At 67.8% G+C, this 16,966-nt stretch carries 19 protein-coding genes; 11 read left to right on the forward strand and 8 right to left on the reverse strand.

The genetic code is table 11. The annotated features are described in order from the left end of the window. Positions 1-1,023 (reverse strand): non-homologous end-joining DNA ligase, encoded by a 1,023-nt coding sequence (ligD, locus tag AHIS1636_RS02500; protein WP_264794243.1) that lies wholly within the window; start codon positions 1,021-1,023, stop codon positions 1-3. A gap of 60 nt (positions 1,024-1,083) precedes the next feature. Here ligD and AHIS1636_RS02505 point away from each other — a divergent pair, with 60 nt between their 5' ends. Together AHIS1636_RS02505 and AHIS1636_RS02510 are read left to right on the forward strand one after the other, a co-directional pair. Beyond that, the gene (locus AHIS1636_RS02505; RefSeq protein ID WP_264794244.1) at positions 1,084-1,746 is read left to right on the forward strand and encodes an alpha/beta hydrolase family protein; all 663 of its coding nucleotides are present in this window, start codon (positions 1,084-1,086) and stop codon (positions 1,744-1,746) included. Between the two features lie 84 nt (positions 1,747-1,830). Beyond that, positions 1,831-2,283 (forward strand): SRPBCC family protein, encoded by a 453-nt coding sequence (locus AHIS1636_RS02510; protein WP_264794245.1) that lies wholly within the window; start codon positions 1,831-1,833, stop codon positions 2,281-2,283. A 42-nt stretch (positions 2,284-2,325) separates the two neighbouring features. Here the strand turns inward: AHIS1636_RS02510 and AHIS1636_RS02515 are convergent, their stop codons facing one another. Together AHIS1636_RS02515 and AHIS1636_RS20360 are read right to left on the reverse strand one after the other, a co-directional pair. Beyond that, a complete protein-coding gene (locus AHIS1636_RS02515; RefSeq protein WP_264794246.1) occupies positions 2,326-4,500 on the reverse strand; it encodes an elongation factor G-like protein EF-G2 in 2,175 nt (724 codons plus the stop codon). 136 nt (positions 4,501-4,636) lie between these two features. Next, the gene (locus tag AHIS1636_RS20360) at positions 4,637-4,960 is read right to left on the reverse strand and encodes a response regulator transcription factor (RefSeq protein WP_275116359.1); all 324 of its coding nucleotides are present in this window, start codon (positions 4,958-4,960) and stop codon (positions 4,637-4,639) included. Between the two features lie 81 nt (positions 4,961-5,041). Here AHIS1636_RS20360 and AHIS1636_RS02525 point away from each other — a divergent pair, with 81 nt between their 5' ends. Continuing rightward, entirely contained in the window at positions 5,042-5,380 is a 339-nt protein-coding gene (locus AHIS1636_RS02525) for an ArsR/SmtB family transcription factor (protein ID WP_264794247.1), read from the forward strand. A gap of 12 nt (positions 5,381-5,392) precedes the next feature. Continuing rightward, positions 5,393-5,905, forward strand: coding sequence for an SRPBCC family protein (locus AHIS1636_RS02530; RefSeq protein WP_264794248.1), 513 nt, complete (start codon positions 5,393-5,395; stop codon positions 5,903-5,905). On the opposite strand, the gene AHIS1636_RS02535 is transcribed toward AHIS1636_RS02530, so the two are convergent. Together AHIS1636_RS02535 and AHIS1636_RS02540 are read right to left on the reverse strand one after the other, a co-directional pair. Then, positions 5,902-7,908, reverse strand: a complete 2,007-nt coding sequence (locus tag AHIS1636_RS02535) for a vWA domain-containing protein (RefSeq protein WP_264794249.1) — start codon at positions 7,906-7,908, stop codon at positions 5,902-5,904. The two genes, AHIS1636_RS02530 and AHIS1636_RS02535, sit on opposite strands and share 4 nt — an antisense overlap. 25 nt (positions 7,909-7,933) lie before the next feature. Continuing rightward, positions 7,934-9,322 carry a magnesium chelatase ATPase subunit I gene (locus tag AHIS1636_RS02540; protein ID WP_264794250.1) on the reverse strand — a complete coding sequence of 463 codons (1,389 nt, stop codon included), beginning with the start codon at positions 9,320-9,322 and terminating at the stop codon, positions 7,934-7,936. 91 nt (positions 9,323-9,413) lie between these two features. Between AHIS1636_RS02540 and AHIS1636_RS02545 the strand changes: the two genes are divergently transcribed. From AHIS1636_RS02545 to AHIS1636_RS02555, 3 genes are all read left to right on the forward strand, one after another. Continuing rightward, the gene (locus tag AHIS1636_RS02545; protein WP_264794251.1) at positions 9,414-10,115 is read left to right on the forward strand and encodes an MSMEG_4193 family putative phosphomutase; all 702 of its coding nucleotides are present in this window, start codon (positions 9,414-9,416) and stop codon (positions 10,113-10,115) included. After that, on the forward strand, positions 10,097-10,798 hold the full coding sequence (locus tag AHIS1636_RS02550; RefSeq protein ID WP_264794252.1) for an SCO1664 family protein: 702 nt from the start codon (positions 10,097-10,099) through the stop codon (positions 10,796-10,798). Before AHIS1636_RS02545 ends, AHIS1636_RS02550 begins: the two co-directional genes overlap by 19 nt. A 166-nt stretch (positions 10,799-10,964) precedes the next feature. Further along, entirely contained in the window at positions 10,965-11,126 is a 162-nt protein-coding gene (locus AHIS1636_RS02555) for a hypothetical protein (protein WP_264794253.1), read from the forward strand. Between the two features lie 62 nt (positions 11,127-11,188). Here the strand turns inward: AHIS1636_RS02555 and AHIS1636_RS02560 are convergent, their stop codons facing one another. After that, entirely contained in the window at positions 11,189-12,301 is a 1,113-nt protein-coding gene (locus AHIS1636_RS02560) for a hypothetical protein (protein ID WP_264794254.1), read from the reverse strand. 150 nt (positions 12,302-12,451) lie between these two features. Here AHIS1636_RS02560 and AHIS1636_RS02565 point away from each other — a divergent pair, with 150 nt between their 5' ends. Continuing rightward, entirely contained in the window at positions 12,452-13,366 is a 915-nt protein-coding gene (locus AHIS1636_RS02565; protein ID WP_264794255.1) for a serine hydrolase, read from the forward strand. 77 nt (positions 13,367-13,443) lie between these two features. Here the strand turns inward: AHIS1636_RS02565 and AHIS1636_RS02570 are convergent, their stop codons facing one another. Beyond that, positions 13,444-13,806, reverse strand: a complete 363-nt coding sequence (locus AHIS1636_RS02570; protein WP_264794256.1) for a hypothetical protein — start codon at positions 13,804-13,806, stop codon at positions 13,444-13,446. 235 nt (positions 13,807-14,041) lie between these two features. On the opposite strand from AHIS1636_RS02570, the gene AHIS1636_RS02575 reads away from it, so the two are divergent. The 3 genes from AHIS1636_RS02575 to AHIS1636_RS02585 all read left to right on the forward strand — a co-directional run bounded on the left by AHIS1636_RS02575 (position 14,042) and on the right by AHIS1636_RS02585 (position 16,310). Next, on the forward strand, positions 14,042-14,758 hold the full coding sequence (locus AHIS1636_RS02575; RefSeq protein ID WP_264794257.1) for an AfsR/SARP family transcriptional regulator: 717 nt from the start codon (positions 14,042-14,044) through the stop codon (positions 14,756-14,758). Beyond that, positions 14,755-15,723: a ketopantoate reductase family protein gene (locus tag AHIS1636_RS02580; protein ID WP_264794258.1), complete on the forward strand. Its 969-nt coding sequence runs from the start codon at positions 14,755-14,757 to the stop codon at positions 15,721-15,723. Before AHIS1636_RS02575 ends, AHIS1636_RS02580 begins: the two co-directional genes overlap by 4 nt. 134 nt (positions 15,724-15,857) lie before the next feature. Further along, positions 15,858-16,310 (forward strand): DUF4189 domain-containing protein, encoded by a 453-nt coding sequence (locus AHIS1636_RS02585; RefSeq protein WP_264794259.1) that lies wholly within the window; start codon positions 15,858-15,860, stop codon positions 16,308-16,310. Positions 16,311-16,419: 109 nt separating this feature from the next. On the opposite strand, the gene AHIS1636_RS02590 is transcribed toward AHIS1636_RS02585, so the two are convergent. Further along, entirely contained in the window at positions 16,420-16,776 is a 357-nt protein-coding gene (locus tag AHIS1636_RS02590; RefSeq protein ID WP_264794260.1) for a hypothetical protein, read from the reverse strand. Positions 16,777-16,966: the final 190 nt, after the last annotated feature.

Raw genomic sequence — 16,966 nt, forward strand, 5'->3', positions numbered from 1 at the left:
TCACTCCTTCTTCCTGGCGCGGCTCGGCTGCACGCGCGGCGGTTCGCCCGGCATCTTGGGATAGTCCGGCGGGAAGGGCAGCTCGCCCAGGCCGGCGGCGCAGTCCCGCTCCCACCAGCCCAGCAGTTCGTCAACGCTGCCGGGGCTGCTGTGCATCCTGGCCCAGGGATCCCCGGTTTCCTGCAAGCGGCCCGGCACGGTGGCGATGGTGAAATCCGAGGGCTTGATGTGTTCCAGTTCCTCCCAGGTGACAGGGCAGGAGACCGTGGCCTTGGGAAGCGCGCGCGGACTGTAGGCGCCGGCGATGGTGCGGTCCCGATTGGCCTGGTTGAAGTCCACGAAGACCTTGCTGCCCCGTTCCTCTTTCCACCAGGCCGTCGTGACCTTGTCCGGCATCCGGCGCTCCAGTTCCCGCGCCGCAGCGATAACGGCGTGCCGCACATCCAGGAACTCGTGGGTGGGCTTGATCGGCGCGTACACATGCAGGCCGCGGTTGCCGGACGTCTTGATGAACGCCTCCAGTCCGGCCTCGGCCAGCACCTTGCGCAGTTCCAGCGCCGCCGGCACGGCGTCGTCGAAGTCGGTGCCGGGCTGCGGGTCCAGGTCGATGCGCAGCTGGTCCGGGTTGTCCGTGTTGGCGGTGCGCGAGGGCCACGGGTGGAAGACGATGGTGTTCATCTGGACGGCCCAGACCGCCGCGGCCGGCTCGTCCAGGACCAGCTGCGGATGCGAGCGCGCGCTCGGATAGATCACCGGGACGGCGCGCACGAACTCGGGGGCGCCCTTGGGCGGGTTCTTCGAGAAGAACTGCTCGCCGTCGATATTCTCCTTGAACCGCTGGAGCGCAACCGGCCGGTCCCCGTTGGCCGCGATGAAGGCCTCTCCCACTTCGGCGATGTAGCGCGCCAGATCCAGCTTGGTCAGCCCCAGCTCGGGCCACATCACGCGCGACGGGCTGGAGATCCGCATTTCCCGCTCGCCGTGGGGTCCGTCCACCTTCAGGATCGTCTGCTCGCTGGCCATGGGACCACCATAGAGGCATGTCGACGTCCCTGACGAGGGCCAACGCGGCATCATGGGTACATGCCAGACAAACAGCCACTGCAGCTTGCCGTGGGCGACGCCACGGTTTCCGCCGCCTATGCGCGGCCCGACAACGCGTCCGCCACCCTCGTGGTCGCCCATGGGGCGGGAGCAGGGATGGAGCATCCCTTCCTGCGCGGCTTTACTGACGCCATGAACGACGACGGCGTGGCCACCTTGCGGTTCAACTTCCCCTACCGGGAGGCGGGCCGGAAGTTCCCGGACCGGCCGCCCGCAGCGATCAGCACCTGGCGGGCAGCGATGGCCGCCGCGGCCGAAAGGTCGGGCGGCGAACCCCTGTGGGCCTGCGGGAAGTCCTTCGGTGGACGGATGGCCTCCATGGCCGTCGCCGACGGAATGCAGGCCGCGGGGCTGGTGTACCTCGGCTATCCTCTGCATCCGCCCGGCAAGCCGGAGAAGCTCCGGGACGAGCACCTCTACGGACTGACGCTGCCGATGCTCTTCCTGCAGGGGACCAAGGATACCTTCGCGACTCCGGAACTGTTGGAGGCGGTTGTAGCGAAGATCGGCCCCGCGGCAACGATCCAATGGGTCGAAGGCGGCGGGCATTCCTTCGAAGTCGCCGGCCGGAAGCGGGACGCTTACGACATCGGGGCTTTCGTCGCCGCTCCCGTGGCCGCATTCCTGCGAGCGCAGCACTGATTCCGGCCCTGCCGAAGCGTCCGTGCCGGGCTTACGATGGGCTTGCGGGCCGGTGGTCCCGCTTCCCGGCGGTTGGAGCAGGTCATGGACGAGCAACAGGGCAGCCTGGTGCTGGAGCTGGAGCTCGCCGTGGCGGCCCCGCGCGGGCAGGTCTTCCGCCTGCTGACGGACCCCGATGTGCTGGTGAAATGGTGGGGGCCCGAAGGATTCACGACGCCGGAAGCGAGTCTTGATCCCCGGCCGGGCGGAAGCTACCGGCTGACCATGCAGCCGCCGGACGGGGAAGCATTCCACCTCGCCGGAGAATTCGTGGACGTCGACCCGCCGCGGCACCTTGAGTACACCTTCCGCTGGGAGGAACCCGTGCCGGACGACCGGGAGACGGTCGTGTCCCTGTCCCTCGAGCCCGTGGACGGCGGGACCCAGGTTGTCCTCACCCAGCGCGGCTTTGCCACAGAAGAGCGGCTGGAGCTGCACCGGAACGGGTGGACTGAGTCCTTCAGGAAGCTGGCCGCGGTGCTCCGGGCCGCGACTTAGCAGGGGCATCCGGCACCCCGGCGGCTGGGTACCGGCGCTGTCTCACCGGTGCGCCATCTCGCTCGATGCACCCGTGGGCACCGGATCGTGCCGCAGATAGGCACGGCGGAACCTTCCCGTGCCCCCGGTCAGCGACCGGAGATCGATGGCATACCGCAGCAGTTCCTGTTCGGGGACTTCGGCACTGATCTCCGCTCCCTCCCCTTCGGCCGAGTCGGTTCCGGTCAGCCTGCCGCGGCGGGCGGACAAGTCGCTCATCACCGCCCCTACATATTCGTCAGGCACGGTGATGGTCACTGCGGAGACCGGTTCCAGCAACTGTATGCGCGCTGCCGCCGCAGCTTCGCGCAGGGCCAGCGCGCCGGCCGACTGGAAGGCGGCGTCCGAGGAGTCGACGCTGTGCGTTTTGCCGCCCACCAGCGTCACGCGGATATCGACGACGGGGAACCCGGCGGCCACGCCCTTGTCCATCTGCGCCCGGACCCCCTTCTCCACGGAGGTGATGAACGGACCCGGGATCACTCCCCCAACGATCTTGTCCACGAATTCGAAACCGGCACCGCGCTCGAGCGGCTCGACCTCGATGTCGCAGATGGCGAACTGGCCGTGCCCTCCGGACTGCTTCACATACCGCCCGTGGCCGGTGGCCGGCGCCGCGAACGTCTCCCGCAAGGGGGTGACGACGTCGACCGTCCGCACGTTCACCCCTTGGCCCCGCAGCCGGTCGAGCACCACCTCGGCGTGGGATTCGCCCATGCACCACAGGATCAACTGGTGCGTCTCCGCGTTGCGCTCCACCCGCAGCGTCGGGTCCCCGGCGGCGACCTTGGCCAAGCTCTTGGCCAGCGCGGCCTCGTCATTGCGCGTGGCGGCCTCGACGGCCACCGGCATGAGCGGTTCGGGCATCTCCCACGGCTGGATCAGCAGGGGCTCGTCCTTGGCGGAGACCGTGTCCCCGGTTTCCGCGCTGCCGATCTTCGTCAGCGCGCAGATGTCTCCGGCGATGCAGTAGGACGCCGCCCGGAGCGTCGAGCCGAGCGGAGCATGCAGGTGCGTGACCCGCTCGTCGCTGTCGTGGTCCGGGTGGCCGCGGTCCGCGAGGCCGTGTCCCGAGATGTGGACCAGCGAGTCGTCGCGCAGTGTCCCCGAGAACACGCGCACCAGGCAGACCCGGCCCAGGAACGGGTCGGTGCTCGTCCGCACCACCTCGCCGGCCAGCGGACCCTCGGGGTCGCAACTCAGCTGGTTGGCCCGCGACCCGTAGAGGCCCGCCACGGTCGGCAGCCGGCGCTCCAACGGGGACGGGAAGGCGCGTTTGAGCATGTCCAGCAGTTCGGGAACGCCCACGCCCGTCTCGGCCGAGGTCGCCAGCACCGGATAGAACGAGCCGCGCGCCACGGCGGTCTCCAGGTCCTGGAACAGCACGTCCAGGCCGATCTCCTCGCCGCCGAGGTAGCGGTCCATGAGGGATTCGTCCTCGCTCTCCGCGATGATCCCCTCGATCAGCGCCCCCCGGGCTTCCTCCGCGGCCGCCAGTTCCGCAGGCTCCGCCGGCCGGACTGCGGGCCGGCGCTCCCCCGCACTGTAGTCCGACACCGTCCCGGAGAGCAGCCCGTGCAGCCCGGTGACCTGAGTGCCGCTGCTGAGCGGCAGGTAGAGCGGCTGCACCGTGTCGCCGAAGGCCTGCCGGCACCGCGCCAGCGCCGCCTCGAAGCTGGCCCGTGGGTGGTCCAGTTTGCTGATCGCTACCGCCCGCGGCATCCCCACGCTTTCGCACTCACCCCAGAGCGCAGTGGTCGCCGCATCGATGTCGTCGACGGCGGACACCACGAACAGGGCGGCATCGGCGGCCCTGAGTCCCGCACGGAGTTCGCCCGTGAAGTCCGAATAGCCCGGCGTATCGAGGAGGTTGACCTTGACGTCGTCGTACATAAAAGGCAGGACGGACAGCACCACCGACCGCTGCTGGTGGATCTCCGAGGGATCCGAGTCGCTCAGCGTCGTGCCGTCCGCAATCGAGCCCATCCGGTTGGTGGCTCCCGCCGCAGCGAGCATGGCCTCCGCAAGCATCGTCTTCCCCGCGCCGGAGTGGCCTACCAGCACGACGTTGCGGATCCGGTCCGGGCCCTCCGGCGGCGAAGCCGAGGCTTCCCCCCGCCGCGGATCGGTGCCCCGTCCGGAGCCCTTGGCCGTGCCGTTGGTGGATTTCCCCGACATGAGCGCCTCCTGGCGTCGTAGACATCATCGTCCCTGCACTCGCCCGTGCTGTTAAGAGATTCGACACCATGAAGGGGTCCAGCGGCAAGGCCTCCTCAGCGCGGACCGGAACCCCGCTCGGGTCCGTGGAGCAGCGTCAGGGCCAGCCGGGGGCAGAGAACGACGGCGTCTTCCGCCGCTGCGAGGTCGCCCGCAGCACGGGTACCGTCGCGGTGTTCCGGCGCAGCAGCGCCCGCAGGCGGGCCAGCAGCTCGTCGATGTCGAAGGGCTTGGCCAGGTAGTCTTCTGCCCCGCGGTGCAGGAGGAGGGCGTCGAACGGCTGGGACAGGCCCAGATGCAGGGCGCGCTGGCCGTCCTTCGCGACGACGACCTCGTAGCCTTCGCCCCGCAGGAGTTCTTCCAGCATCAGCGCCAGCCGGGCGTCGTCTTCCACCACCAGGATGCGCGTCTGCTCACTCACTCCTGAAGTAGGTGCGGAACCGCCCCGGCTTCACAATCCGGCCCTTGCCGAACCCGGCAAACGGGTCTAACCTACAACCAAATGGTTGTAGATCAGCTCAGCGACGCAGAACTCGACGGTTTGTTCCAGGCACTGTCGGACGGGACCCGGCGCGACATCATCGCCCGCGTCCTCGGCAGCGACGGCGGGTACTCCGTCTCCGGCCTGGCGGCCCACTACGCCATGAGTTTCGCCGCGGTACAGAAGCACGTGGCGGTCCTGGAACGCGCGCTGCTCATTACCAAGGAGAAACGCGGACGGGAGCAGATCGTGCGGGCCCATCCCGAAGGGCTGGGCAAGGCCCGCCGGCTGCTCGATGAATACGAAGGGATCTGGCGGCAGCGCGTCCGGCGGATCGAGGAGATTCTCACCGAGGGATAGGAAGGCAACGCCATGACCGTTATCGAAGCACGCAAGGACACCACGGCCCTGAACTTCACCATCGTGGCCGAATTCGAGGCCGGCATTAAACGCGTCTGGCAGATCTGGGCGGATCCGCGGCAGCTCGAACGGTGGTGGGGTCCGCCGACCTGGCCTGCCACGTTCGAGGACCACGAATTCCAGCCGGGCGGCAAGGCCAGCTACTACATGACCGGTCCGGAGGGCGGGAAGGCCCGCGGCTGGTGGCGGTTCACGGCCATCGACGCGCCGCACCGGCTGGAGTTCGACGACGGTTTCGCCGACGAGAACGGGGACCCGGTCGCGGAGATGGGAACGACCCACGCCGTCGTGACGCTGGAGGACGTGGGCGGACGCACACGGATGACCACCGTCTCCAGCTTCGAATCCGCCGAACAGCTCCGGAAGATGCTCGACATGGGCATGGAGGAGGGCATGAAGGAAGCCATGGGCCAGATCGACAGCGTACTCGCCTCGCCCGGGGACGGCCGGCGCCAGGAGGACTAACGCCAGGAGGACCAGTCGTCGTCGTACGGTTCGCGCAGATGCGCGCGGAGGTACTCCCCGACCACCGCGGCCCCGAGGTCCCCCGGATCGGGTGCGACGACCCGGCCGTCGATCCGGCGGGCCATGCGCTGGACAAACCGTTCAAGCCCGGGATCATCGCCGAGCCGGAAGAACGTGGCCTGCGTTCCGGCGCGCCCCAGGCGGTCCAGTTCGGCAACAGTGAGGCGGATGGTCTCCGGGTCTGGCGGCCAGGAGAACCAGGACTCACCGTCGGGAAGCAGGTGGGCGGTCGGTTCGCCGTCGGTCACTACGAGCAGGACCGGCTGCATCGACGGGTGCCGGCGGAAGAACCGGCCGGCCAGGAGCAGGCCGTGGTGCAGGTTGGTCCCCTGCTCCCGCAGGGCGGGAAGCGCAGTCAGTTCGCCGATGTCCATCGTCTGCGCATAGCGCCCGAACGTGATCAGCTGCAGCCGGTCCCCGCGGAACCGGGTCGAGACGAGGTGGTGCAAGGCGAGCGCGGTGCGCTTCATTGGCACCCACCGGCCCTCGGCGGCCATCGAGAAAGAGACATCCGCAAGCAGGACGACGGCGGCCTGGGTGCGGGCTTCGGTCTCCGTCACCTCGATATCGCCCGGCCCCAGGCGCAGTCCGCGGGCCGGGTCCCCGCCGTCGGCCGCCGTCCGGCGGATGGCGTTCGCCAGGGTGCGGGTGACGTCCCACGGTTCGGCGTCCCCGAACTCCCACTCGCGGCTGGAGCCCGTCTGCTCCCCGGCGGCACCGGCCACCCGCGTATCCCGGCCGCCCTGGCGGCCGGAGAGCTGCTTGGCGGTGTCGCGCAGGAGTGCCTTCCCGAGGCGCCGCATGGCCTGCGGGGACAGGCGGAGGTCGCCGTCGGCCCCGCGGCGCAGGTAGCCTCCGTCCTGCATGGCCCGTTCGATGTCGGCGAGGGTCCGGGCCGATACGGCCGCATCCTGCCCGAGCTGGCGGGCGAGCGCGTCGAGGTCCAGGTCGTCGAGGTTCGAGCCGCTGTAGGACTGGGAGAGCTGCTCGGACAGCGCGTCGAGTTCGGCAATGTCCTGGAGTACGCCGGTGCCGTCGCCCAGCCCGAGTCCCTCCTGGCCATCGAAGCGCTCGGAGCCCGCCCAGTCCTCTCCCGGGCGCAGGGCGCGCAGGCTCGAGTCGAGCTGGTCGAGCTGGGCCATGAGCTCCGGCGAGCCGAAGGCCTGGGCGGACAGCCGCATCAGCTCCTCGCGCTGTTCCGGCGACATGGACTGCAGCAGCCGCTGGGCGGCGGCGGCGCGCTGGGCGAGGGCATCGATCAGTTCCTCGACGGACTGCGGATTCTCCGGAAAGAAGTCGCCGTGCCGCGCCATGAACTCCTGGAAATCCCCGTCGGTGTCCTCGCCGCGCCGGTGTTTGTCGAGCAGTTCGTTGAGGTCGCGCAGCATCTCGGCCACGGCCGCACGGTCGGCGTCGCCGGCGTTCTCGAGCGCCTGCTTCATGCCGGCGAACCGCTGGTCGAGGATCTCCCGGCCCAGCAGGTCCTTGATCCGGTCGTAGGCCTCCCGGGCACTGCTCGACTGCCAGTCGTAGGAGGCGAGTTCGTTGACCGCCGCCGCGGTGGACGGCGGCAGGTTCTGCAGCTGCATCTCCCGGAAGGCGCGGTCCGTGTCGTCCATCCCAGCGTCCCGCGCCAGCTGCTTGCGCTCCTCCAGCACCGCGGTGTCAAGCAGCTTGCGGACCTCGTTGAGGGTTCCATCCAGCCGGTGCCTGCTCAGCAGTTCGTTGCGCCGCTGCTGCACCCGGCCGGCGAGGTCGTCGAGTCCCGAGCGGTTCCGCCCGCCGCGCCGCAGGAACTCCTGCAGCGCGTGCCGCGGCGTGTAGCCGGCCATGACGTCCTCGGCGATCGCGTCGAGCGCCTCCCCGAGATCGACCGGGGGCGCGAGCGGATCGGGTCCTCCCGCGTACCGGCCGTACCGGGAGGTCCGTTTGTGGGCACCCATGATGCTGCCTCCCTACTGCCTGTTCCTAGCCGTAGATGGTCTCCTCGTCGTCGGACTCCTTGGAGATCCGCCGGGCGAGGAAAAGACCCTCCAGGGCAAGTTCGACGGCGGCGGCGCGCTGTCCGTCGGTCTGCGCGCCGACGCGGGCGCTGACTTTGTCGTAAAGGTTGGAGGCATCGAGCGGGGGCAGGTTGGCGAGGAACTCCCGTGCGGTGACCTGTTCGCCCGTCGTTACCGTGGTGTGCCCGTCCAGCGCCGCCACGAGCGGAGCGAAATCGATGCCGCGGTAGTGCTCGCGGACGGCTTCGGCCGTAGCAGTGCGCAGGAGATGCTCGAGGATGGCGTCCTCGCGTCCTTCCTCCCCCGGTTCGAATTCGATCTTGCCGGTGAGGACGTCGACGGCGCTGCCCAGGTCGACAATGCGGGCGACCGCCTCGTCCTCCCCACGCACGGTGGCCCGGCGCAGTGCCGCCGCGGCCACCGTCTCGGCACCGGCAATGGCGAACCGCGCGGAGACGCCGGAGCCCTGGTTGATGGCCGGAGACTGGCGCAGCGCACGGGTGTACCGCGCCAGGATCTCGAGGATGACCGGAGGGACGTCCGCCACCAAGCGCCCCTCCTGCTCGATGACGGCCACCTCGTCGTCCAGCTCGATGGGGTAATGCGTGCGGATCTCGGCGCCGAAGCGGTCCTTGAGGGGCGTGATGATCCGGCCGCGGTTGGTGTAGTCCTCGGGGTTGGCGGACGCGACGACGAGAACGTCGAGCGGCAGGCGCAGGACGTACCCGCGGATCTGGATGTCGCGCTCCTCCATCACATTGAGCATCGCCACCTGGATGCGCTCCGCGAGGTCCGGCAGTTCGTTGATGCCGATGATGCCCCGGTTGGAGCGCGGAACGAGGCCGTAGTGGATGGTCTCGGGGTCCCCCAGCCGGCGGCCCTCGGCCACGCGCATCGGGTCGACGTCGCCGATGAGGTCGGCGACGGAGGTGTCGGGGGTCGCCAGCTTTTCGACGTACCGCTCGGACCGGTGCCGCCACCCCACGCGCAGCCGGTCCCCCTCGGCGAGCGCCCGGGCCCGGGACTGTTCGGTGATCGGCTCGTACGGGTGTTCGTTCAGCTCCGACCCTTCGATGACCGGCGACCACTCGTCGAGCAGCCCGACCAATGTCCGGAGCAGGCGCGTCTTGCCCTGTCCGCGCTCGCCGAGCAGTACCACGTCGTGGCCGGCGATCAAGGCGCGCTCAAGCTGGGGAAGGACGGTCCGGCTGAAACCGAACATGCCCGGCCACGGATCGCGGCCCTCGGCGAGCGCGGCGAGCAGGTTGTCGCGGATTTCGTGGCGCAGGTCCTTCTGGACGTGGCCGGCGGCGCGCAGCTCGCCGAGGGTGAAAATATCGGGGCGCTCAGTCACACCTCCACGGTAGTCCCCGAACCCGCGCTGGATCGAGGGGCCGGCCCATTGCCGGCCGCGCGCGAAGGCGGCGAACGCTACTCTGGACTTGATGACTGAAGCAGCACCTCCCTCCACACCCGCACCCGCGGCACCACCGAGCACCCTGCTCCTCCTGGTACGCCATGGGGAGACGCCGACCACGGGTACGGTGCTGCCCGGGCGTGCCCCCGGCCTGCACCTGTCCGAACGCGGCCGCGACCAGGCTGAACGGATCGCGGAACGGCTGGCGGGACTCAAGGTCGACGGCATCTACTCCTCGCCGCTGGAACGCACAGTAGAGACGGCAGCTCCCGCGGCAGCCGGCACGGGGCTTGAGGTAAGCCGCGAACCTGGCCTCATTGAGTGCGACTTCGGCCAGTGGACGGGCGCCGCGCTCGCCGACCTGACGGACCTGCCGGAATGGCAGACCGTGCAGCATGCGCCTTCGGTCTTCCGCTTCCCCGACGGAGAGAGCTTCGCCGGGATGCAGGCGCGGATGGTCGACACGCTCGAGGCGCTGCGCACCGCCCACGCGGGCGGCGTCGTCGTCTGCTTCTCCCACGCGGATCCGATCAAGGCCGCCGTCGCCCATGCCCTCGGCGCGCACCTGGACCTCTTCCAGCGGATCGCCATCAGCCCGGGCTCGGTGTCCGCAATTACGTACACGGACGGCCAGCCGCCTGCCGTGCTCACGGTGAACTCCACGGCGGGACCGCTGGCAGGGCTGAGGCAGCCGGCGACAGGGCGCGGAAGATGCCCGGCCGTGAACTGACGCTGCTCGCCGAGGGCCGGATCGAACTGCTCGGACGGATCCTGCACAGCAGCAACGCCACCTTCCTGGCCGAAATCTCCTGCGGGGACGACACGGCCTGGGCTGTCTACAAGCCGGAAGCCGGGGAACGGCCGCTCTCCGATTTCGAGCCCGGCCTGTACCGGCGGGAACGCGCCGCCTACCTGCTCAGCGAGCACCTGCACTGGGGAATCGTGCCGGCGACGGTAATCCGCGAGGACTCCCCGCTCGGTGTCGGGTCGCTGCAGTGGTTCATCGAAAACGACCTGCACGAGCACTATTTCACCCTTTACGCGGAGTCGCCCGAAACGCACCAGGTCCTTTCGCAGATCGCTTTGTTCGACTGCATCGCCAACAACACCGACCGCAAGAGCGGGCACGTACTTCGCGGGCAGGACGGGCATGTCTGGGGCATCGACCACGGGCTGTGCTTCTCGGCGGACTTCAAGCTGCGCACGGTGATCTGGGACTTTGCGGGCGAACCCATCCCCTTGGCGCTGCTCGAGGATATCGCGCCGCTGGCGGAGGCCGTGCCCGGCGACGTCGCGGACCTCCTGGACGAGGAAGAGACCGCCGCCCTCAAGCGCCGTGTGCAGCGGCTGCTGCGCGAGGGAACGCTCCCGGTCGACCGCACCGGCATGCGCTTCCCCTGGCCGCTCGTGTAGGCGGCGGGCTGGTCCACGTCGCGGGCATCCGCACCGGGTGCGCGAAAGTTGTCGGTTTCCGGCCTTGCGCCCCTTCGCGGCCGGGTTCCTACTGGTGGAAGGAGCCCTAACAAGCCGTTGGCGGCCCCGGGGGTTCCTTTCGGAAAGAAGTGGAGAAGGAAGGGAAATGAACAAGTCCCTGTCCGTCGCCATCTACGACACCAAGGAAAACCTCGCCGCCGCCAAAGAGGCCGCCGGCAGGCTCCGCAGCGAGGCCAGCAGTTCCCTGACCCTGGAGATCGTCGACGTCGAAGAATACGAGGTCGTCACGAGCGCACGCAACGATTGAGCGCGTCTACTACCCCAAGGAAAGCCCGCCGGTTCCCCCCTTAGCGGCACAGACGCACCGGTTCAGCCGGCTTGGCTCTGCACGCGCGCCTTGACCCGGGCCGAGGTGCGCATGGCGTCCGTGTTGCGGATCAGGACCAGGAGCCAGCAGAAGATGAGCACGAAAGCGACGAGTTCAACCGCGGTCAACGTGTAGTAGCCGGTGAAGTAGAACACTGCCAGGACGAGGATCACCGCGACAAACACGTACCCAAGAACCAGGAAAGTCTGCGGCAGGGCGGGGACTAGCCAGCGAAGCCCCGCGACCAAGGCAAAGAAGGCCAATGCCATGCCGCTGGCCGCAAGGGTGTGCAGGATGAGGAACTCGTCCACCGGGAGGATGCCGACGCAGGCGAGGAGGATGCCAATCAGGGCGAGGCCCGCCCTGACCCGGCGTCTTCCTCGCTGTTCCCGGCGTGTCCGGGCAGGTATGGCCGACGTAGCGCAGTGGGCGATCGTCGTCACGACGACGCCGGCGATGATGAGGGTGAGGTTGAAGGCCCGGGCCGAGACGTCGCCGGTGACGCCGAGCATGCTCATGTTCTCCTGCCACCACAGCGGGTTGCTGGCGGTGAGCATGCTCGTGAAGATTCCCGCCACAAGGAAGACCACGAGGACGAGCGACAGGGACATCGGGGTGAGGTGCACCGCCGATAGGAAAACCGCGTAACTCGTCACGGCGACCGCGACGCCCGCCAGAAGTGCCGCGGAAAGGCTGTAGACCACGGCACCTTGGAAGCTGTCGCTGACGACGTTGGCGATCGCGCTCCACCCGAGCAACGCAATGAGCGCGTAAGCCAGGGCCACTGCGGCGATGTCGTACCAGCCGAGCCGCTCGCTCGGCCGTCCGGATGGCCATGCACCGGACCTCGACGGATCGCGGGCCCGCACCGACGTGACCGCCGCGATGAAGACGATGACGGCGGTGATGGCGCCTGCCAGCGCGACGAATTGTCCGATGGAACCGCGACCGGAAATCGGGACGTACTGCCCGCTGAACACAACGACGGCGACGAGCGCCGCAACGACGAACACCGCTCCCGAGAGAATGACCGCCGCGGACTCGACGGGCGCCGCGCTTCGATCGAGGTGGCGGCGTATCCGTCCGAACGGTAGCCGCGACCGCCTGGGCGTCATGAGTGCCCCCTGAATGGACGATGTCGGGAGCTTATCCGAGGGCGCAGACTTTGTCATCGGATAAGCCGACGGCAGTGGTGAACCGGGCTTACCATGGGCGCATAGGGGTTGCTGCTCTTGAGGATGCCCGCCATGGCCCGATGGATCGCCGTGGCACGTTTTACGTGCGCGCTGGCACTGGTGCCGGCTGTTTCGTCCTGCGGAGCCGCGCCCGGATCCAGCCAAGCGGACGCGCCGGGACCGATCCAAGCGGAAGCCATCCCCCATCCTGACGTCACTGTAGCGGCGGAACCACCAATAGAAGCACCCATAGCGGATTGGACTGCCCTGGACTCCGCCGTCCAGGACTACGCAGCCACGCTGCCCGTGAATTTCTCCGCCGCGGTATTCGACGAACTGACCGGCGAGTCCTGGACTTTCAAACCCCGGACCGAATATTTCGAAGCAAGCCTGGTCAAGGTCCCCATGCTGTTGACCCTCTTCCGCGAAGTTACCGCCCAAGGCCGGGAACTGTCCGCGGATGAGGACTATCTGGCCACCCGGATGATCCGGTACAGCGACAATGAGGCGGCACGCTGGATGTACAGCCATATTGGCGGAGCCTCGGCATTGGCCGCGACGTATGAGCTCATCGGTGTATCCCGGACAATTCCCGGCGAACGATGGGGTGTGACCGCCACCAACGTCGAAGACCAGCTGAGAATCATGAGGACGGTGGCCGAGGGCGCCGACTGGCTGAGGGAAGGGTTACGGCTGTACCTGCTGGGATTGATGGAATCCGTCGATCCCAGCCAGGCCTGGGGTGCCTCGGCCGGCGCAGCGGCCGACGGCGCCGAGGTCGCCCTGAAAAACGGCTGGCTTCCTGACGACGACCTGCTGTGGAACGTCCATACCGCGGGAGTGATCAATGCCGGCAATGCCCGGTATGACATCGCGGTTCTCTCCTCGGGACATGAGACGTTCGCCGACGGCGTCGTTGTGGTCGAACAAGTCGCGAGACTCGTCTACGACTTTGAAAAGTCGGGCGCCAATGACGCCGCTGGTGCTAAGCCTGCCCATGAGTGAGGACCCTAAGCTATCCCGTCCCAGGCCATCCGAACAGAGGACGCAGGACACGCACCTCGGGGCGACGTATCAGGCCCTCAGAGTCCGACGTCGACGATGCCGATGAACCGGCTGCCGATCCCGTCGTATTCGCTCCGGATCATCCCCGGGGCCGGCGCAGGAACCTCATCCGGTCCGTGATCGTCGCAGTAAAGGAAGCTGAACTCGGGCCACCACTTCTTCGGCCTGGCGGTCTCGTAGTAGCCGCAAATGCTGCATTCCAGCCGCACCCAGACCGGCTTCCTGCCCGTGCGGTTGGCACGGGACTGAAGCAGCCATGCCGGCGGATTCTTCTCCAACGCCGCCAACTCGTCTTCCGACAACCGTGACGGTATGCCGTGGCGGCGGGCCATCTCCAGGGGAATATCAAGGAAGATCGCTGCTTCCCGTCGAGTAACCATGGTCCTCAACAATAAGGCATAGGCCTCCAGCGGTCCCGCTACAACCCCGGATGTACCCCGCTTTTGCATCCTGCGGCCGACGACCCGGCACCGCCGCCGCGGGCATTCTGGTTCCGATCCTGCACGGCACTTGTTGGAAGAGGGACTCGGAATGTTCGGTACGGACGAACCGGCTGCTGCGATATCTACGCTCGAAAGCCCGGAGATAGTGCCGTCCGCACCGTCTCCTGTGCCGGTGACCTCAGCGCGAGCCACGTGGACTCTGCAGTTGATCGGCGGCTGGCGTCTTGGGCGGGGATCGGTTGAATACGAGGTACCCAAGCGCCAGCAGCGGCTCATCGCCCTGCTTGCCGTGAACGGAACCACGCAGCGTTCGACGGCGGCCCGCCTGCTGTGGCCCGAGGGCAGCGATGCACAAGCCTCCAATTGCCTTCGAGGGACTATTTGCCAGGTGTCCCGGGCTTTGCCCGGCCTTCTCATCGCCGACGCCGGAAATATCGGGGTGGCTGACGACGTCGACTTGGACCTGCGCGCCATCCGGGGCCAGCTGGACGGTTCGGCGAACGTCGAGGGCTCGGCGGCTGCTGCCCGAATCCAGCTCCTGAGCCGCGGTGAGCTCCTGCCCGGCTGGTACGACGACTGGGTCCTCGAGGCGCAGGACGAGTGGCGGATCATGAGGGTGGATGCGCTGCAGCAGTTGGCCTCCCACCTCCTTGACCATGGGGATACCCACGGGGCGGTGGAGGCCGCGTCGTCGGTACTGGGCATCGATCCCCTGGACGAAGAGGCCCAGCAGCTCGTCCTGCGGGCCCACCTGGCCGAAGGCAACCGTGCCCTGGCCCTGCGCGGTTATGCGGATTTCAACTCCCGCTATCTCAGCGAGCTCGGCCTCCCGCCTTCCTTCAGTGCACGCGAGATATTCGGACGGTCGTTCGAAGGCGCGCAGCGATGAAGATCCTCATCGTCGGGGCCGGGGCAACCGGAGGGTACTTTGGGGCTTGCCTGGCTCGTGCCGGCCGGGACGTCACATTCCTCGTCAGGCCGGATAGGGCGGACCGGCTGCGGAACGGACTGCGGGTCTACGGCCCGGGCTATGACGAGACAGTGCCGGTCCGAACCATTACGGCATCCGGACTTGGGGACCGGTACGACTTGGTCCTGGTCATGACGAAGGCTTGGTCCCTGGGAGCCGCCGTCCGGGACATTGCGCCGGCCGTGGGCCCGGACACGACAATCCTGCCCCTGCTCAACGGTATGGTCCACTTGCCGCAGCTCAACGAACGCTTCGGTGCGGAGGCCGTCCTGGGCGGAATCGTCCGCGTTGTCTGCACAATGACCGCTGATGGCGCGATCTTCCAGATGAAGCCGCACGCTTCGATGACCTTCGGCACGCAGAACAGGCATCAGACCGAGCGGCTGCAGGCGATCGGCCGGGAACTAAAGGCGCCGGGATTCAGCAGTGTTGTCTCCGGCGACATCCTGGCTTCGATGTGGCACAAGTGGGCATTCATCACCGCCGGCGGAGTGATCACATGCCTGATGCGCGGCCCGATCGGGCACATCATGTCAGTCCCGTCCGGGAAGGAAGTCATCCTGGATGTCATCGAGGAGACGGAACGAGTGGCCGCCGCCGCCGGCTACCCGGTCCCAACCGGTGCCCATGCGGCGAGTCTCGAGATGTTCACCGAGCCGGGTTCGGTATTCACATCGTCCTTGTACCGGGACGTCGTGGCCGGAAAGCGGCACGAAGGCGAACACCTGCTCGGCGAGTACTCGGCCACCGCTGAACGCCTGCACGTCGACGTACCTCTCACGCGCCTCGCCCTGACCCAGCTGCGCGTGCATGACCAAGCCAGGACAGCGGCAGACAGGGCTGCGACGCACCCGCTTTCCTCGGAATGTCATCCTCCGGATTGATGCTGAAACCCAGTCCGGGGTTGGACGCCCGAGGGCCTGGAGCCATCCGAAACTAGGTGATGTCGGCAACGCAGGTCGACGCACATCGATTCCCCCGTCAAAACCACGTCCCATCGACCAGAAGGAGCACTTCCGTGAACACAACCGCCGGGCGCCGTCGCCCTCTGACAATGATTGCCGTCCTGCTCGCCGCCCTCTTCGCAGCGACGGGCCTCACTGCGTTGGCTTCGCCGGCCAACGCAGCCGAGACCGCGGCTCCCCAAGGCACCGACCGCTATCTGGCTATTGCGTTCTCCCCATCCACGCTGGGATGGTACGCGGTCTGGCGCTCGAACGGCGATCAGGCCTACAACGACAGTTTGGACCTCTGCAACTTGTACCAATCCGCCAGCACCTACGACTGTGTCCAGGCCGGTGTTGCGAAGAACCAGTACCTGGCCTTGGCGCTCTCCACGAAGAACGGGCCGTGGGGCTCGTGGGCGGCCACGACCGCGACCACCGCAGGCAAGAACGCACTGGCGTGGTGCAAGTACTACGGCGGCGGGAACGACTGCACGGTCGAGTTCAACGACAGCGCCAACTCTTAGTTGTAAGCCCGTTGCAGATTCCGATAGCAGATGGCTGCCGGTACTTCATGCCGGCAGCCATCTGCTGCGCCCGCTGCCGACCGTGTGCTGCTGGCCGCGGCTTCCTGGGCTAGCCGGGGAACTCCTGGTCCATGTAGGAGCGCGCAGCCCTCCTGACCTCCTCGAAACGGCCCTCACGGATCGCGGTGACCGGAGACTCTTCCTCCAGCAGCGGGTTCGAGCCAACGAACCATGCCCTGGCAGTGTCGGGATTTTCGGCCTGTGCCAGCAGGTTCCACTGCTCGAGGGCGCACCGGAGACGCTCCGCCTCGTCCGCGTCAGGCTCGGGGCCATCCTCCATCACCCAGTCGTCGGCGCTGAGCCGGACCCGGTTTCCCGTTAGCGCCGCCACCAGCGTCGGCCCCAATGAATCCGCCAGCTCGCGGACAACTTCAAGCATTCCCGGATCTACCGGCTTACCGTTCATCTACCGGCTCCTCTTCTCGTTTGCTCCTGGATACCACTCTAAGCCGCAGGTCCCGCCGCTGCCTGCGCACAACATGGCCCGACCACGATCTCCTTTGGTGCCGCCGGCGCCGCGACGCCGCCTGCAAGCCTCAACCCGGCAGGGGCCCTTGTCCCCTTTAAGGGCCGCGAAGGTCGCCGGTGCCGCGGAC

Source organism: Arthrobacter mangrovi, from assembly GCF_026011795.1.
Taxonomy (GTDB): Bacteria; Actinomycetota; Actinomycetes; order Actinomycetales; family Micrococcaceae; genus Crystallibacter; species Crystallibacter mangrovi.

Coding starts and splice junctions, on each gene's coding strand:
- ligD (WP_264794243.1), bottom strand. CDS start 1,023: ATGGCCAGCGAGCAGACGATCCTGAAGGTGGACGGACCCCACGGCGAG.
- AHIS1636_RS02505 (WP_264794244.1), top strand. CDS start 1,084: ATGCCAGACAAACAGCCACTGCAGCTTGCCGTGGGCGACGCCACGGTT.
- AHIS1636_RS02510 (WP_264794245.1), top strand. CDS start 1,831: ATGGACGAGCAACAGGGCAGCCTGGTGCTGGAGCTGGAGCTCGCCGTG.
- AHIS1636_RS02515 (WP_264794246.1), bottom strand. CDS start 4,500: ATGTCGGGGAAATCCACCAACGGCACGGCCAAGGGCTCCGGACGGGGC.
- AHIS1636_RS02525 (WP_264794247.1), top strand. CDS start 5,042: ATGGTTGTAGATCAGCTCAGCGACGCAGAACTCGACGGTTTGTTCCAG.
- AHIS1636_RS02530 (WP_264794248.1), top strand. CDS start 5,393: ATGACCGTTATCGAAGCACGCAAGGACACCACGGCCCTGAACTTCACC.
- AHIS1636_RS02535 (WP_264794249.1), bottom strand. CDS start 7,908: ATGGGTGCCCACAAACGGACCTCCCGGTACGGCCGGTACGCGGGAGGA.
- AHIS1636_RS02545 (WP_264794251.1), top strand. CDS start 9,414: ATGACTGAAGCAGCACCTCCCTCCACACCCGCACCCGCGGCACCACCG.
- AHIS1636_RS02550 (WP_264794252.1), top strand. CDS start 10,097: ATGCCCGGCCGTGAACTGACGCTGCTCGCCGAGGGCCGGATCGAACTG.
- AHIS1636_RS02555 (WP_264794253.1), top strand. CDS start 10,965: ATGAACAAGTCCCTGTCCGTCGCCATCTACGACACCAAGGAAAACCTC.
- AHIS1636_RS02560 (WP_264794254.1), bottom strand. CDS start 12,301: ATGACGCCCAGGCGGTCGCGGCTACCGTTCGGACGGATACGCCGCCAC.
- AHIS1636_RS02570 (WP_264794256.1), bottom strand. CDS start 13,806: ATGGTTACTCGACGGGAAGCAGCGATCTTCCTTGATATTCCCCTGGAG.
- AHIS1636_RS02580 (WP_264794258.1), top strand. CDS start 14,755: ATGAAGATCCTCATCGTCGGGGCCGGGGCAACCGGAGGGTACTTTGGG.
- AHIS1636_RS02590 (WP_264794260.1), bottom strand. CDS start 16,776: ATGAACGGTAAGCCGGTAGATCCGGGAATGCTTGAAGTTGTCCGCGAG.